At 52.2% G+C, this 12,735-nt stretch carries 18 protein-coding genes; 9 read left to right on the top strand and 9 right to left on the bottom strand.

The genetic code is table 11. The annotated features are described in order from the left end of the window. Positions 1 to 193: 193 nt before the first annotated feature. From xseA to BG910_RS12930, 8 genes are all read right to left on the bottom strand, one after another. Positions 194 to 1,549 (bottom strand): exodeoxyribonuclease VII large subunit, encoded by a 1,356-nt coding sequence (xseA, locus tag BG910_RS02635; protein WP_089035503.1) that lies wholly within the window; start codon positions 1,547 to 1,549, stop codon positions 194 to 196. A gap of 241 nt (positions 1,550 to 1,790) precedes the next feature. Next, a complete protein-coding gene (locus tag BG910_RS12110; RefSeq protein ID WP_157694014.1) occupies positions 1,791 to 1,964 on the bottom strand; it encodes a bacteriocin in 174 nt (57 codons plus the stop codon). Positions 1,965 to 2,088: 124 nt separating this feature from the next. Next, positions 2,089 to 2,211 (bottom strand): hypothetical protein, encoded by a 123-nt coding sequence (locus tag BG910_RS12935; RefSeq protein ID WP_269766458.1) that lies wholly within the window; start codon positions 2,209 to 2,211, stop codon positions 2,089 to 2,091. 1,290 nt (positions 2,212 to 3,501) lie between these two features. Beyond that, positions 3,502 to 3,645, bottom strand: a complete 144-nt coding sequence (locus tag BG910_RS12105; RefSeq protein ID WP_157694013.1) for a hypothetical protein — start codon at positions 3,643 to 3,645, stop codon at positions 3,502 to 3,504. A 101-nt stretch (positions 3,646 to 3,746) separates the two neighbouring features. Further along, positions 3,747 to 3,896 (bottom strand): class IIb bacteriocin, lactobin A/cerein 7B family, encoded by a 150-nt coding sequence (locus BG910_RS02620; protein WP_089035500.1) that lies wholly within the window; start codon positions 3,894 to 3,896, stop codon positions 3,747 to 3,749. An 82-nt stretch (positions 3,897 to 3,978) separates the two neighbouring features. Next, entirely contained in the window at positions 3,979 to 4,125 is a 147-nt protein-coding gene (locus BG910_RS02615) for a class IIb bacteriocin, lactobin A/cerein 7B family (protein ID WP_089035499.1), read from the bottom strand. Between the two features lie 58 nt (positions 4,126 to 4,183). Beyond that, positions 4,184 to 4,339, bottom strand: coding sequence for a hypothetical protein (locus BG910_RS12100; RefSeq protein ID WP_157694012.1), 156 nt, complete (start codon positions 4,337 to 4,339; stop codon positions 4,184 to 4,186). A 104-nt stretch (positions 4,340 to 4,443) separates the two neighbouring features. After that, entirely contained in the window at positions 4,444 to 4,566 is a 123-nt protein-coding gene (locus BG910_RS12930; protein ID WP_269766458.1) for a hypothetical protein, read from the bottom strand. A 561-nt stretch (positions 4,567 to 5,127) separates the two neighbouring features. On the opposite strand from BG910_RS12930, the gene lpxK reads away from it, so the two are divergent. From lpxK to adk, 5 genes are all read left to right on the top strand, one after another. Continuing rightward, positions 5,128 to 6,159 (top strand): tetraacyldisaccharide 4'-kinase, encoded by a 1,032-nt coding sequence (gene lpxK / locus BG910_RS02610; RefSeq protein ID WP_089035498.1) that lies wholly within the window; start codon positions 5,128 to 5,130, stop codon positions 6,157 to 6,159. Further along, complete coding sequence (locus tag BG910_RS02605) at positions 6,159 to 6,341, top strand: Trm112 family protein (protein WP_089035497.1); 183 nt, start codon at positions 6,159 to 6,161, stop codon at positions 6,339 to 6,341. The genes lpxK and BG910_RS02605 overlap by 1 nt, the downstream gene beginning before the upstream one ends. Further along, positions 6,338 to 7,105, top strand: coding sequence for a 3-deoxy-manno-octulosonate cytidylyltransferase (kdsB, locus tag BG910_RS02600; RefSeq protein WP_089035496.1), 768 nt, complete (start codon positions 6,338 to 6,340; stop codon positions 7,103 to 7,105). Before BG910_RS02605 ends, kdsB begins: the two co-directional genes overlap by 4 nt. Positions 7,106 to 7,225: 120 nt before the next feature. Then, positions 7,226 to 7,744 (top strand): 3-deoxy-manno-octulosonate cytidylyltransferase, encoded by a 519-nt coding sequence (locus BG910_RS02595; RefSeq protein WP_089035495.1) that lies wholly within the window; start codon positions 7,226 to 7,228, stop codon positions 7,742 to 7,744. A gap of 113 nt (positions 7,745 to 7,857) precedes the next feature. Continuing rightward, the gene (gene adk / locus BG910_RS02590) at positions 7,858 to 8,505 is read left to right on the top strand and encodes an adenylate kinase (protein ID WP_089035494.1); all 648 of its coding nucleotides are present in this window, start codon (positions 7,858 to 7,860) and stop codon (positions 8,503 to 8,505) included. A gap of 73 nt (positions 8,506 to 8,578) precedes the next feature. On the opposite strand, the gene lldD is transcribed toward adk, so the two are convergent. Next, positions 8,579 to 9,724: an FMN-dependent L-lactate dehydrogenase LldD gene (gene lldD / locus BG910_RS02585; protein ID WP_089035493.1), complete on the bottom strand. Its 1,146-nt coding sequence runs from the start codon at positions 9,722 to 9,724 to the stop codon at positions 8,579 to 8,581. Between the two features lie 370 nt (positions 9,725 to 10,094). Between lldD and pyrF the strand changes: the two genes are divergently transcribed. From pyrF to BG910_RS12515, 4 genes are all read left to right on the top strand, one after another. Continuing rightward, positions 10,095 to 10,826 carry an orotidine-5'-phosphate decarboxylase gene (pyrF, locus tag BG910_RS02580; protein ID WP_089035492.1) on the top strand — a complete coding sequence of 244 codons (732 nt, stop codon included), beginning with the start codon at positions 10,095 to 10,097 and terminating at the stop codon, positions 10,824 to 10,826. A 45-nt stretch (positions 10,827 to 10,871) separates the two neighbouring features. Next, complete coding sequence (gene rfaE1, locus BG910_RS02575; protein ID WP_089037100.1) at positions 10,872 to 11,834, top strand: D-glycero-beta-D-manno-heptose-7-phosphate kinase; 963 nt, start codon at positions 10,872 to 10,874, stop codon at positions 11,832 to 11,834. 101 nt (positions 11,835 to 11,935) lie between these two features. Continuing rightward, entirely contained in the window at positions 11,936 to 12,121 is a 186-nt protein-coding gene (locus BG910_RS02570) for a hypothetical protein (protein ID WP_089035491.1), read from the top strand. Between the two features lie 251 nt (positions 12,122 to 12,372). Further along, a complete protein-coding gene (locus tag BG910_RS12515) occupies positions 12,373 to 12,687 on the top strand; it encodes a hypothetical protein (protein WP_198344821.1) in 315 nt (104 codons plus the stop codon). Positions 12,688 to 12,735: the final 48 nt, after the last annotated feature.

The raw sequence follows: 12,735 nt of genomic DNA, 5'->3' as shown, positions 1-12,735 counted from the left end.
ATGCCCGGCGTTCTGCCCATGTGTTCCCTCTCCTGCGGGAGAGGGCTGTTTGAAACTCGGAAAACGGTGGTTTTTATGAAACCCGTAGGGCGGATACTTGTATCCGGTGTCCGCTCAAATATTCGAAATGTCGGATTCAAGAATCCGGTTTACATTTTCAGACAGCCTCACACCCCGATGCCGTCTGAAAACCTCAAGAAAAATCAAACAAATCCGGCTGCGCGTGTTCTTTCGTCACGCGCACGTCGGTTTCGCCGTCGGCAAACACGATGTGCAGCTTCTGCCCCTGCTTGAGCGCGGCGGCGTTGCGCACCACTTGGCCGCGGCTGTTTTTTACCACCGAAAAACCGCGTTCCAAAATCTGCTGCGGCGACACGGCTTCCAACAGGGCGGACTGTTTTTCCAAAGTTTGGCGGCGGCGGGTAAGCAGGGCGCCGAACGACTGCTCCAAGGCCGTCTGAAAACGCGCCAGCTCGAGCGCCGGGGCTGCCGTATCGGGGCGCAGGCGTTGCAGGTTTTCCGCTTGGCGGGCGAGGGTTTGGGCATGGAAACGGCGGGTGTTGCCCATCGCAAAATGCAGGCTGCGCGCAAGCGATTGCAGCGCGGCGCATTCGTCGGCGAGCTTTTGGCGCGGATGGCGGATTTGGCGGGCGAGCCAGTCGGTTTTCTGCGCGGCGTCGTAATAACGCTGCTGCAAGGTGTTTTTCAGACGGCCTTGCGCCTGCGCGAGTTTGGCCAACGATTCCAAACGGTTGGGGCTGACCAATTCCGCCGCGCCCGTCGGTGTCGGCGCACGCACATCTGCGGCGAAATCCGTGAGCGTGAAATCCGTTTCATGCCCTACGCCGCTGACCACGGGAATGGCGCACTCCGCCACTGCGCGCACCACCGCTTCCTCGTTAAACGCCCACAAATCCTCAATGCTGCCCCCGCCGCGGCAGATAATCAAAACATCAACCTCCGCGCGGCGCGAGGCCGTCTGAACCGCCTCTGCAATCTGAAATTCGCTGCCCGCGCCCTGAACCGCCGTCGGATAAACCACCAGCGGAATCTCCGGCGCACGCCGTTTCAGCGTCGAAACCACATCGCGCAGCGCCGCCGCCGCTAGGCTCGTCACAATGCCGATTTTCTGCGGGTGCGCCGGCAGCGGCTTTTTCCGCGCTGCATCAAATACCCCCTCGAGCTGAAGTTTGGCTTTCAGCTTCTCGTAAGCCTCGTAAAGCCGCCCCAAACCCACCAGCCGAACCTCGTTTACCGTAATCTGAAACTCACCCCGCGCCTCGTAAATACTGATTTTGCCCGACACCTCGATGTGGTCGCCTTCCTTCAAAGGCTGCGCCAGCCGCGAAGCCGCGCCCTTAAACATCGCACAACGCACCTGCGCACGGCTGTCTTTGAGCGAAAAATAATAATGCCCGCTGGCCGCGCGGGTCAGATTCGACACCTCGCCCGCCACCCACAGCCCGAAAAGATGGTCTTCGAGCAGGGCTTTGGCCAAAGCGTTGAGTTCGGAAACGGATACGGATGCAGGCGCGAAAAGTTCGGACATGGCGGGGGAGGGGGAAACAGGAGAATGCGGGAATTATAAAGGTTTTCGGCGGAGGTTGCGGGGAGGGGATTTTCAGACGGCGTTTGGAAGATTCAATGTCCGTTTGGATGTTTGGCAATACGGATGTTTTGAAACGGTAAAAATGCCGTCTGAAAAGTTTGAAATGCTTTCAGACGGCATAAAAATTTGTACGGTTATGCTTTGCTCGGGGCAAAGCCAACCGCACCTACGCGGGCTCTCTTTAAAACCCAAACCAATTCAATCTCTTTTTGACTTGGTTACCGACCCATCTAAAACTGTCGCCTACTTGATTATATACCCAGCGAGCACCATCGCCCACAGCATGTCCTACATCATACGTGAAATCATTGCCACCACTTACGTTTTCCAGTTCGAATTGATTCAGTTCTTTCATAATTAAACCTCTTAAGATTAAAAGTTTAAATCACGTCTGATTATTCAGACTCAAAATAATGAAGAAAGAAAAATTTCTTCATATCCGGATAGAAGAAACAACCGTGCTTCTTCCATCCAAATTCTTAATCTCGTTCTTCCTGTCGGAAAATGCTGTCTGTCCGGCGCGGATAAAAACCGAAGTATGCGGGTATCCAATCTTCGCCGCCGGCTACTTTTTCCAATTCTTTCAGGCTCAATAGTTTCATAACTGTATAACTGCCTTGCCAAGTTTGTGCATATTTGGCGTATGTTTTTTATTAAGAAAATATTGTCAGTTTTTTAATCTGACAAATAATTTGCCGAACCGTATGCGGCGTTTTCGTGTAGGACAGCAGTTTTCTGACTTCGTTCCCTTCTTTCAGGTTAGGTTTCAGAAAAGGCGTTTTAAATTTCTTTTACTTTGGAATCATAAAGTGATTTGATAATTTCATAATGAGATTAAGTTTCTTTTTCAAAATTTGCCGCATGTCGGGGTTTAAGACATTGAAGCAAAACATGGTCATGTTAAATTATTTTAATGGTTATTATATTTAAGGTAATTAATATGTATTTCTGTTAACCCTGACGGGTTTTATACGGCTTTGCCGTGAAAACACACATCTAATGTCGTCTGAAAAGTTTGAAATGCTTTCGGACGGCATGGATTTTGTACGGTTACGCTTTGCTTGGGGCAAAGCTAACCGTACCTACGCAGGCTGAATTTATTCATAATAGTGCCTTGTAAACTATAGTGACACCACCGGATACATCTTCGAGTTCATGCGGCTCTAATTCAGTCATATTTTTCATAAATATACCTCTCGGTCAGAAGTTAAAAAACCGTAGTCCGTACGGTTAGCCATCCCAAACGACGTAACCGTACGGACGCCTTGAAATGGTAAAAATGCCGTCTAAAAAGTTTTCGGGCAGCATGGGGATTTGTACGGATGGCTTTGCTTGGGGCAAAGCCATCCGTACCTACGCAGTCTGTCTGCCGGATAGCAGAGAGCAATTAACCGAATGTTCGAATAATCCATGCGGCAATTCTAGGACCTATCATAATGATACCGCCGGATACATCTTCGAGTTCGTGCGGTTCCAATTCAATCATATTTTTCATAAATATACCTCTCAGTCAGAAGTTGAAAAACCGTAGGTGCGGTTAGCCGTCCCAAACGGCGTAACCGTACCTACGCAGGTTTAATAGGCGGAGCCGACTATCCCGACAGACATTCTGACAAGTTTTCTATAGTCTACAGGTATAGTGAGAGTACCGCCCAAGGGCATACGCATACCGCCGGATACATCTTCGAGTTCATGCGGCTCTAATTCAGTCATATTGTTCATAAAAATAATTCTCCTTGTTTTAATTAACTCATATTTGAATAATTCATAAGGTATATTTTTATTACTTTTCCAATATACCTGCAATGACACCGCCTATAAAGCCGATGACAGCAATAACCCCGGCCCAATAGAGAAGCCGCTCTACAGTTAATTCTTTCATGGTAAATCCTTTATGCTATAAACAATGTAAATTTTTTGTCACGCATTTGATTATATACCCAGCGAGCACCATCGCCTACAGCATGTCCTACGTCCTTAGCAAATTCATTACCGCCTGCTACATTTTCCAATTCAAACTGATTTAGTTCTTTCATAATAAAAGCCTCATAAAAAATATTTACTATAGAATAATCAGACAAAATATACGGAAAATATATTTTGTCTGAATTCTTGATCAATACTTCAGCCGAAAAAATTAATCATTCCAGCCTTGTACAACACCTTTGCCGAAACTCCATACGCCATCTGCAACGGTAAGAATTGCTGCTCCTGCACCGAGGGCAACCAATGGGGCAATACCGCCACTTACATTATCTAATTCAAATTGATTCAGTTCTTTCATCATGATTACCTTGTAAAAAAGAAAATTTTACTTTTTTGTATATTCATGAAATATACAAAACTTAGTTTTAATTTAATAAGATAACTTAATCGTTCCAGCCTTGTACAACACCTTTGCCGAAACTCCATACACCATCTGCAATTCCGAGAATTGCTGCTCCTGCACCGAGGGCAACCAATGGGGCAATGCCACCACTTACGTTTTCCAGTTCGAATTGGTTCAGTTCTTTCATAATTAAACCTCCATAAGTAAAGTATTTAAATAATTTTCAAAAATATTGGCTTGATGTTTTACCACCAGCCGGTTTTTTTACCGACCCAGCTTATGCCGTCACCCGCTTTGTCCCATGCCCAGCGGGCAGCATCACCCACCGCATGACCTATGTCCTTAGCAAATTCATTACCGCCTGCTACATTTTCCAATTCATGTTGATTCAATTCTTGCATAATAATCTCCTTAAGATTAAAAGTTTAGACTCAAAATAATGAAGAAAGAAAAATTTCTTCATATCCGGATAGAAGAAACAACCGTGCTTCTTCCATCCAAATTCTTAATCTCGTTCTTCCTGTCGGAAAATGCTGTCTGTCCGGCGCGGATAAAAACCGAAGTATGCGGGTATCCAATCTTCGCCGCCGGCTACTTTTTCCAATTCTTTCAGGCTCAATAGTTTCATAACTGTATAACTGCCTTGCCAAGTTTGTGCATATTTGGCGTATGTTTTTTATTAAGAAAATATTGTCAGTTTTTTAATCTGACAAATAATTTGCCGAACCGTATGCGGCGTTTTCGTGTAGGACAGCAGTTTTCTGACTTCGTTCCCTTCTTTCAGGTTAGGTTTCAGAAAAGGCGTTTTAAATTTCTTTTACTTTGGAATCATAAAGTGATTTGATAATTTCATAATGAGATTAAGTTTCTTTTTCAAAATTTGCCGCATGTCGGGGTTTAAGACATTGAAGCAAAACATGGTCATGTTAAATTATTTTAATGGTTATTATATTTAAGGTAATTAATATGTATTTCTGTTAACCCTGACGGGTTTTATACGGCTTTGCCGTGAAAACACACATCTAATGTCGTCTGAAAAGTTTGAAATGCTTTCGGACGGCATGGGTTTTGTACGGTTACGCTTTGCTTCGGGCAAAGCTAATCGTACCTACACGGGGTGAAAACCATTTTTCAGACGGCCTGACTTTCCCTACAATACCGTTTCCTTTTATTCCCTCAAAAATCCGCCATGCCCAAGCTTCATCAGATTGCCGAACGCCATTGGCAGCGCCCGTATCCGCTGCTGTCTTTTTTGCTTAAGCCGTTTTCTTGGCTGTTTGGGCGGGTTGCGGCCAAGCGGCGGGGGAATTTTTTGGCGGGCCGTCTGAAAAGTGAGCGGCTGCCCGTACCGGTGGTGGTGGTGGGGAACATTCATGCGGGCGGGGTGGGGAAGACGCCGGTGGTGTCGGCGCTGGTGTCGGGTTTGCAGGCGCGAGGGCTGCGGGCGGGGATTGTCAGCCGCGGCTACGGGCGCAAGGGCGGCGGGGTTTGTGTGCTGACGGCGCAGACGGCGGCGGACGAGGCGGGCGATGAGCCTTTGCTGCTGTTCCGCCAAACGGGCGCGCCGACTGCGGTGGGCAGCAGGCGCGCGGAGGCGGGGAGGGCGCTGTTGGCGGCGTTTCCGGATTTGGATGTGATTGTGGCGGATGACGGTTTGCAGCACTACGCGCTGCGGCGCGATGTGGAAATCGCGGTGTTTCCGGCGGCGGATACGGGGCGGCGGGATTTGGATCTGCTGCCCAACGGCGGCCTGCGCGAGCCTTTGGCGCGGCTGGGTTCGGTGGATGCGGTGGTGGTCAGCGGCGGACGGGAACTGGCGGATGCGGCGTTTAGGCCGGCTGAAAATATGTTTTACAGCCGTGTGGAAGTAGGGGAAATCTACCGTTTGCAGAATAGGGCGGAGAAGTTGGATTCCGGCCGTCTGAACGGCCTGCGTGTGGCGGCGGTGGCGGGGATTGCCAAGCCCGAGCGGTTTTTCGAGACTTTGAAAAACATGGGGATTCCGCTCGCGCAAACGGTTTCCCTGCCCGATCATGTGGCGGTTTCGGCGGCGGATTTTCCCGCGGCGGATGTGGTGGTCGTTACCGAAAAAGACGCGGTCAAATTTTCAGACGGCACAGGCTTGGAAAATGTGTGGGTGTTGCCCGTTTGTGCGATAATCGAGCCTGATTTGGCGGACTTTGTCATCGGCCGTCTGAACATTACCGCAAGGAAAACATGATGGAAAAGAAATTTTTAGACATCCTCGTCTGCCCTGTAACCAAAGGCAGACTCGAATATCATCAAGACAAACAGGAATTGTGGAGCCGTCAGGCCAAGCTCGCGTATCCGATTAAAGACGGCATTCCCTATATGCTCGAAAACGAAGCGCGCACGCTGACCGATGAGGAGCTGCACGCATGAGCGGATTTGTCGTTCTGATTCCTGCACGGCTGTCATCTTCGCGCCTGCCGGGCAAGGCTTTGGCCGATATTCACGGCAAACCGATGGTGGTGCGCGTGGCCGAGCGGGCAGCGAAAAGCCGTGCCGTGCGCGTGGTGGTGGCGACCGACCATCCCGATATTCAGACGGCCTGCCAAGCGCACGGCATCGAGGTGGTGCGGACTTCCGACAAACACGAAAGCGGCAGCACCCGCCTCGCCGAAGCCGCCAAACTCTTGAAACTGCCGCAGCATCAGATCGTGGTGAATGTTCAGGGAGACGAGCCGTTGATCGATCCCAATCTGATCAACCGCACGGCGGAAGTTTTGGTGGAAAACAACGTGCAGATGGCGACCGCCGCCCACGCAATCCGTGATTTTGCCGAGTTTCTCAACCCCAATGTTGTCAAAGTCGTGCTCGACCAAAACCGCAACGCGCTCTATTTCAGCCGCGCCCCGATTCCCTATCCGCGCGACAATATGCTCAAAGGCGCACAGCAGTTTGCCGACGGCGCCCCGCCGCTGCGCCACATCGGCATTTATGCCTACCGCGCCGGCTTTTTGCAGCGCTACGCCGAAATGACGCCTTCGCCGCTGGAAACCGCCGAATCGCTGGAACAGCTGCGCGTGTTGTGGCACGGCTGCCCGATTGCGGTCGAAATCACCGCCGAAGCCCCCGCCGCCGGCGTGGACACGCCCGAGGATTTGGCGCGGGTGTTGGCTGTGTTCGGGAAACAGGGGTCGTAGGTCGGATACTTGTATCCGACTTTTGCCGAATATCTGCATTGTCGGATACAAGTATCCGACCTACGACTGCCGAGGCCGTCTGAAAACGGCCTTTCCCTTTATTACTACGGACAAAAAAACATGACGGATTTCAGCCGATTAAATCCGACGGAAGTGCGGTTTTTAAACGAAGTCAAACAGTTGGTCGATAACGACGATCAGGAAGTCGATTACAGCCTGCTGAAAGTCAATGCGCCAGATGAAGCGGGCGGGGAGTTTTGGTTCCGTTTTGCCGAAATCCTCAGTACACTGCCGCCCAACCGCTCGCTGGATCTGCGTTTCAACGGGCGGCTGGCCGAGGCAGTGTCGCTGCTTTCCGTGATGATTGAAGACACCGGCGGGCGCGTGCCCGAGCTTTGGGCGCAGAAAACCATCGCACTGAATTTTCTGGCGCACGGCCACGCCACCCGCGCCTGCGGGCTGATGCAGCTTCCCGAGCGCAGCGCCGATGCGCAGGAAGAAGACTATCTGGCGCAGGTGTTCGCGCAAAATCTGTGTAAAACGCTGCGCGAGGCCGTGGCGCGGTTTCCCGACGACAAATGGTTTGCCGATTTTCAGGCCGATGTGGCGGAACATTTCGACAAACCGCAGCCAAACTGAGGCTGTCTGAAAAAGCGGCCGGCCTTTTCAGACGGCCTTTAAAGTATTAAGATTGTAAACAATCGCGATCCCGAAAAATCCCGTTTCAAACTCATTTAAAATAAGGAACAACCATGAAAGTATTGTTACTCGGCGCACCCGGCGCGGGCAAAGGCACGCAGGCGCAGTTTATTGCCGCGGCGTTCGGCATTCCGCAGATTTCGACCGGCGATATGCTGCGTGCGGCGATTAAAGCGGGTACGCCGCTGGGCTTGGAAGCCAAAAAAATCATCGACGAAGGCGGCCTGGTTCGCGACGACATCATCATCGGCATGGTCAAAGAGCGCATCGCGCAAGCCGATTGTGCCAACGGTTTCCTGTTTGACGGCTTTCCGCGCACGCTGGCGCAGGCCGAAGCAATGGTCGAAGCGGGTGTGGATTTGGACGCCGTGGTCGAAATTGATGTTCCCGACAGCGTCATCGTCGACCGCATGAGCGGCCGCCGCGTGCACTTGGCGTCAGGCCGCACCTACCATGTTTCCTACAATCCGCCGAAAGTTGCGGGCAAAGACGACGTGACCGGCGAAGATTTGATCCAGCGCGACGACGACAAAGAAGAAACCGTAAAAAAACGCTTGGCGGTGTACCACGAGCAGACCGAAGTGTTGGTCGGTTTTTACAGCAAACTGACCGGCGAACACGCGCCGAAATACATCAAAGTGGACGGCACGCAGGCGGTTGATACCGTGAAAGCGGAAGTGCTGGCGGCTTTAGGCAAATAAGTTTTCCAAACGGCAAAAGGCCGTCTGAAAATGCAATCGGGCGTTTTCAGACGGCCTTCCCTTTGACTGCAACTTACAGTTTCCCGAAATCCACCAAAGCATCGCGCGTGATGTCGGCAACGCATTTGTTGCTGGTCAAGGTCATGGCAACCTGCATTTCTTTTTTGAAAATGTCCAGCATATTTTCTACGCCGGCACGGCCGGCGGCAGATAGGGCATAGACAAATGCGCGGCCGAGCATGGTTGCGTCGGCACCCAAAGCCAGCATCCGCACGATGTCCAAGCCGTTGCGCACGCCGGAATCGGCGAGGATTTTGATGTCGCCTTTGACCGCGTCGGCAATCGGCGGCAGCGCTTTGGCGCTGGACAACACGCCGTCGAGCTGGCGGCCGCCGTGGTTGGAAACGACGATGCCGTCCGCACCGAAACGCACGGCGTCTTTGGCGTCTTCGGGGTCGAGTATGCCTTTGATAATCATCGGGCCTTCCCAAAATTCACGAATCCATTCCAAATCTTTCCACGAAATCGACGGATCGAAGTTGGCGCCGAGCCAGCCGATGTAGTCGTCCAAACCGACCTGTTTGCCCATGTAAACCGACACATTGCCCAGCGTGTGCGGCTTGCCCATGATGCCGACGTCCCACGCCCAAGCGGGGTGCAGCGCGCCTTGGATAATGCGGCGGATTTCTTTGTTGGGGCCGCTCATGCCGGAATGCATATCGCGGTAACGCGCGCCGGGCGTCGGCATATCGACAGTGAATACCAAAGTCGAACAGCCGGCGGCTTTGGCGCGTTCGAGCGCGTGTTTCATAAAGCCACGGTCTTTCAACACATAAAGCTGAAACCACATCGGGCGTTTGATGGCGGGGGTGACTTCTTCAATCGGACAAATCGAGACGGTGGATAAAGTGAAAGGAATACCTTTGTTATCAGCAGCTTGAGCCGCTTGAACCTCGCCGCGCCGCGCGTACATGCCCAATGCGCCGACCGGCGCCAATATAGCGGGGATGGACAGCCGCTCGCCGAACAATTCGATTGAGGTATCCAGTTCGGACATATCTTTCAACACCCGCTGGCGCAGGGCGATGTCGCCCAAATCGCTGACATTGTGTTTCAGGGTCTGCTCGTTGTAAGAACCGCCGTCGGCGTAGTGGAACATAAAAGGCGGCACGCGCCGGCGCGCGGCTTCGCGGTAGTCGTTGGCTGATGAAATAATCATGTTTCGCTCTCTTTCTTGCAAACGGGTGGCTGTTTTTGAATAAGGATATTTTCTTAATGCAAACTATTACCATTGCCTATGGTATATAAAATTTATCAGGTATCGCAAGGGAAAGGATGGGCGGATTTAATAACTGTTTGTGTATGAAGAGAATTGTTTTGAAAAACAGCAGGGCGCAAACAGGCGGGGTGTGTTGAAACGGCGGCTGCTTCCCGCAGCGGTTTTCAGACGGCCTTCCAAGATTTTTTTGGAAACGAACACCCCAATCCGTCGCAACGCCGCGGTTTTCCCGCGATTCGGCGCAAGATGTCTATTGGGCGGGGAAAGCTGTTAGAATAAAGAAAATTGTTAAGTAGATACGGAAACTGCGATGAACCCTTTAATCACCGATTTTCAGACGGCCTCTGCGCGCACGCCTGTGATTGTGGCGCTGGATTTTGCCGACGAAAAAAGCACGCTCGATTTCGTGCGCCGTTTAAGTCCCGATTTGTGCCGTCTGAAAATCGGCAAAGAGCTGTTTACCGCGACCGGGCGGCGTTTGGCGGATAATCTGATTAATCAGGGGTTTGATCTGTTTCTCGATTTGAAATACCACGACATTCCGCATACCGTCGCGCAGGCCTGCAAGGCGGCGGCGGAAATGGGCGTTTGGATGGTCGATATGCATGCATCGGGCGGGCGGCGGATGATGGAAGCCGCGGCGGAAGCGGTGGCGGATTATGCGAAACGACCGCTGCTGATCGGCGTAACGGTTTTGACCAGTATGGAACAGGCCGATCTGGCGGAAACGGGCGTTGCCGCGCCGGTTGAAGAGCAGGTGTTGCGGCTGTCCGGTCTGGCGCAAAGCTCGGGGCTGGACGGCGTGGTCTGTTCTGCGCTCGAAGCCGCGCCGCTGCGCCGTGCGCTCGGGGAAGATTTTGTTTTGGTCACGCCCGGCATCCGTTTGGACAAAGCCGGCAACAGCGACGACCAGCGCCGCATCATGACGCCTGCCGAAGCGCTGGCGGCAGGTTCGACCTATCTGGTGATGGGACGCCCGATTACGCAGGCCGCCGATCCTGCGGCGGTGTTGCGCGATGTGAATGCGGCGGCGAACGCCTGATTTTGAAAGATCATGCCGTTTGAAAACCTTTTTACGGAAAATTTTATGTTTGCCAACCTGACTTCCGAACAACTTCAAACCCGTTTTTCCGCCGCCCGCGTTTTGGTCGTGGGCGACGTAATGCTCGACCGCTACTGGTTTGGCGACGTTTCGCGTATTTCTCCCGAAGCGCCTGTTCCCGTGGCCAAAATCGCCAAAACCGACCAACGCGCGGGCGGTGCGGCCAACGTCGCGCGCAACATTGCCTCGCTGGGCGGAAAAGCCGGCCTGCTGTCGGTAACGGGCAAAGACGAAGCCGCCGGCGCGCTCGACAAACTGATGGAACAGGACGGCGTGGAATCCTACCTGATATGTGACGAAAAAATCGCCACCACCGTCAAACTGCGCGTCGTCGTCCGCAACCAGCAGCTGATCCGCCTCGATTTTGAAGAAACGCCGAACCATGAAGTCTTGGAACAGGTCAGATCAACATACCGCGATATTCTGCCGCAATACGATGCCGTGATTTTTTCCGACTACGGCAAAGGCGGGCTGACCCATATCGCCGACATGATTGATTGGGCGAAAGCCGCGGGCAAAGCCGTTTTGATCGATCCCAAAGGCAGCGACTACGAAAAATACGCCGGCGCGACGCTGATTACGCCCAACCGCGCCGAGTTGAAAGAAGTTATCGGCAGTTGGAACAGCGAAGAAATGCTGACCGAAAAAGCCCAATCCCTGCGCCGCCACCTTGCGCTGAACGCCATTTTACTAACCCGAAGCGAAGAGGGCATGACCCTGTTTGACGACGGTGAACCCGTTTACCAACCCACCCGCGCACAGGAAGTCTATGACGTTTCCGGCGCCGGCGACACCGTCATCGCCGGCATGGGCTTGAGCATGGCCTCAGGCTTCACTATGCCGCAGGCCATGCATCTCGCCAACACCGCCGCAGGAGTTGTGGTGGCAAAACTGGGTACGGCGGTTTGCACGTTTGAAGAATTGGTGCGAGCGTTGGCGGAAGAGTAGTTTTTTCAGACGGCCCGAATCGCGTATGCCGTCTGAAAAATGTTTTGATTTTGCTCTGCGGACAAACTGCGCCAAAGCAGTACGGACGGAAAGGAAATCCCATGCTACAACCCGATTTGGAAAAAATCCGCTGCAAACAGGTGGAGCTGGAAGCAGCTTTTGCGGCTTGGATTGCCGAAAAAAGCAAATACGAAATACTGGCGTTTGCTGACGAGCAGGGCAACATTGTCCGCCATTATCCCGATGGGTATGCGGAAGTGATTGTTTATGCTGATAAAAAACGCTAAAGCCATTTTTTACTGCGGTACAAACGGCGCAGGAAAAACCACGTTGCGCGGGTTGAACCATGATGCGATGTCCGTTGTTATTGATTCGGATCACATTTCTGTAGAGCTTAATCCCGATAATCCGCGGACGGCTAATGTCGAGGCCGGCCGTAGGGCGGTGGCGCTGTTCCGGCAGGCAGTAGCGGGTGGGATTTCGTTTTCAATGGAATCGATGCTGTCGGGCGTATCGGTCTTTAAGACGGATGCGGCAGGTGAAAGAGGCAGGGTTTCATGTCGTTTTAAACTATATCGGTCTGACTGCCGTCGATTTGTATATCGAACGCGTCCGCAGCCGCATCCGCAACGGCGGTCATCCGATAGATGAGGCCGTTGTCCGTAAACGCTTTGCGGAGAGCCGTGCCAATTTGGCAGAAGTGGTAAAATTGGCAGACGAAGTTTATCTGTATGATAATTCAGGAAATAAGCCAAAATTGACTGTCTATGTTTCAGACGGCCTTATCTTCCCGCAAAGCGGGAACATTCCCGAATGGGCGGCAGAATTTGTTGAACAACCAAAGGCCGTCTGAAACCCCACATTCAGCCGTTTTTCAGACGGCATCAGGAAAGGAAAAACA

It is taken from the genome of Neisseria chenwenguii (assembly GCF_002216145.1).
Classification (GTDB): domain Bacteria; phylum Pseudomonadota; class Gammaproteobacteria; order Burkholderiales; family Neisseriaceae; genus Neisseria; species Neisseria chenwenguii.
The sequence above is the reverse complement of the archived record's forward strand: the minus strand, read 5'-3'. Positions and strand labels throughout refer to the sequence as shown.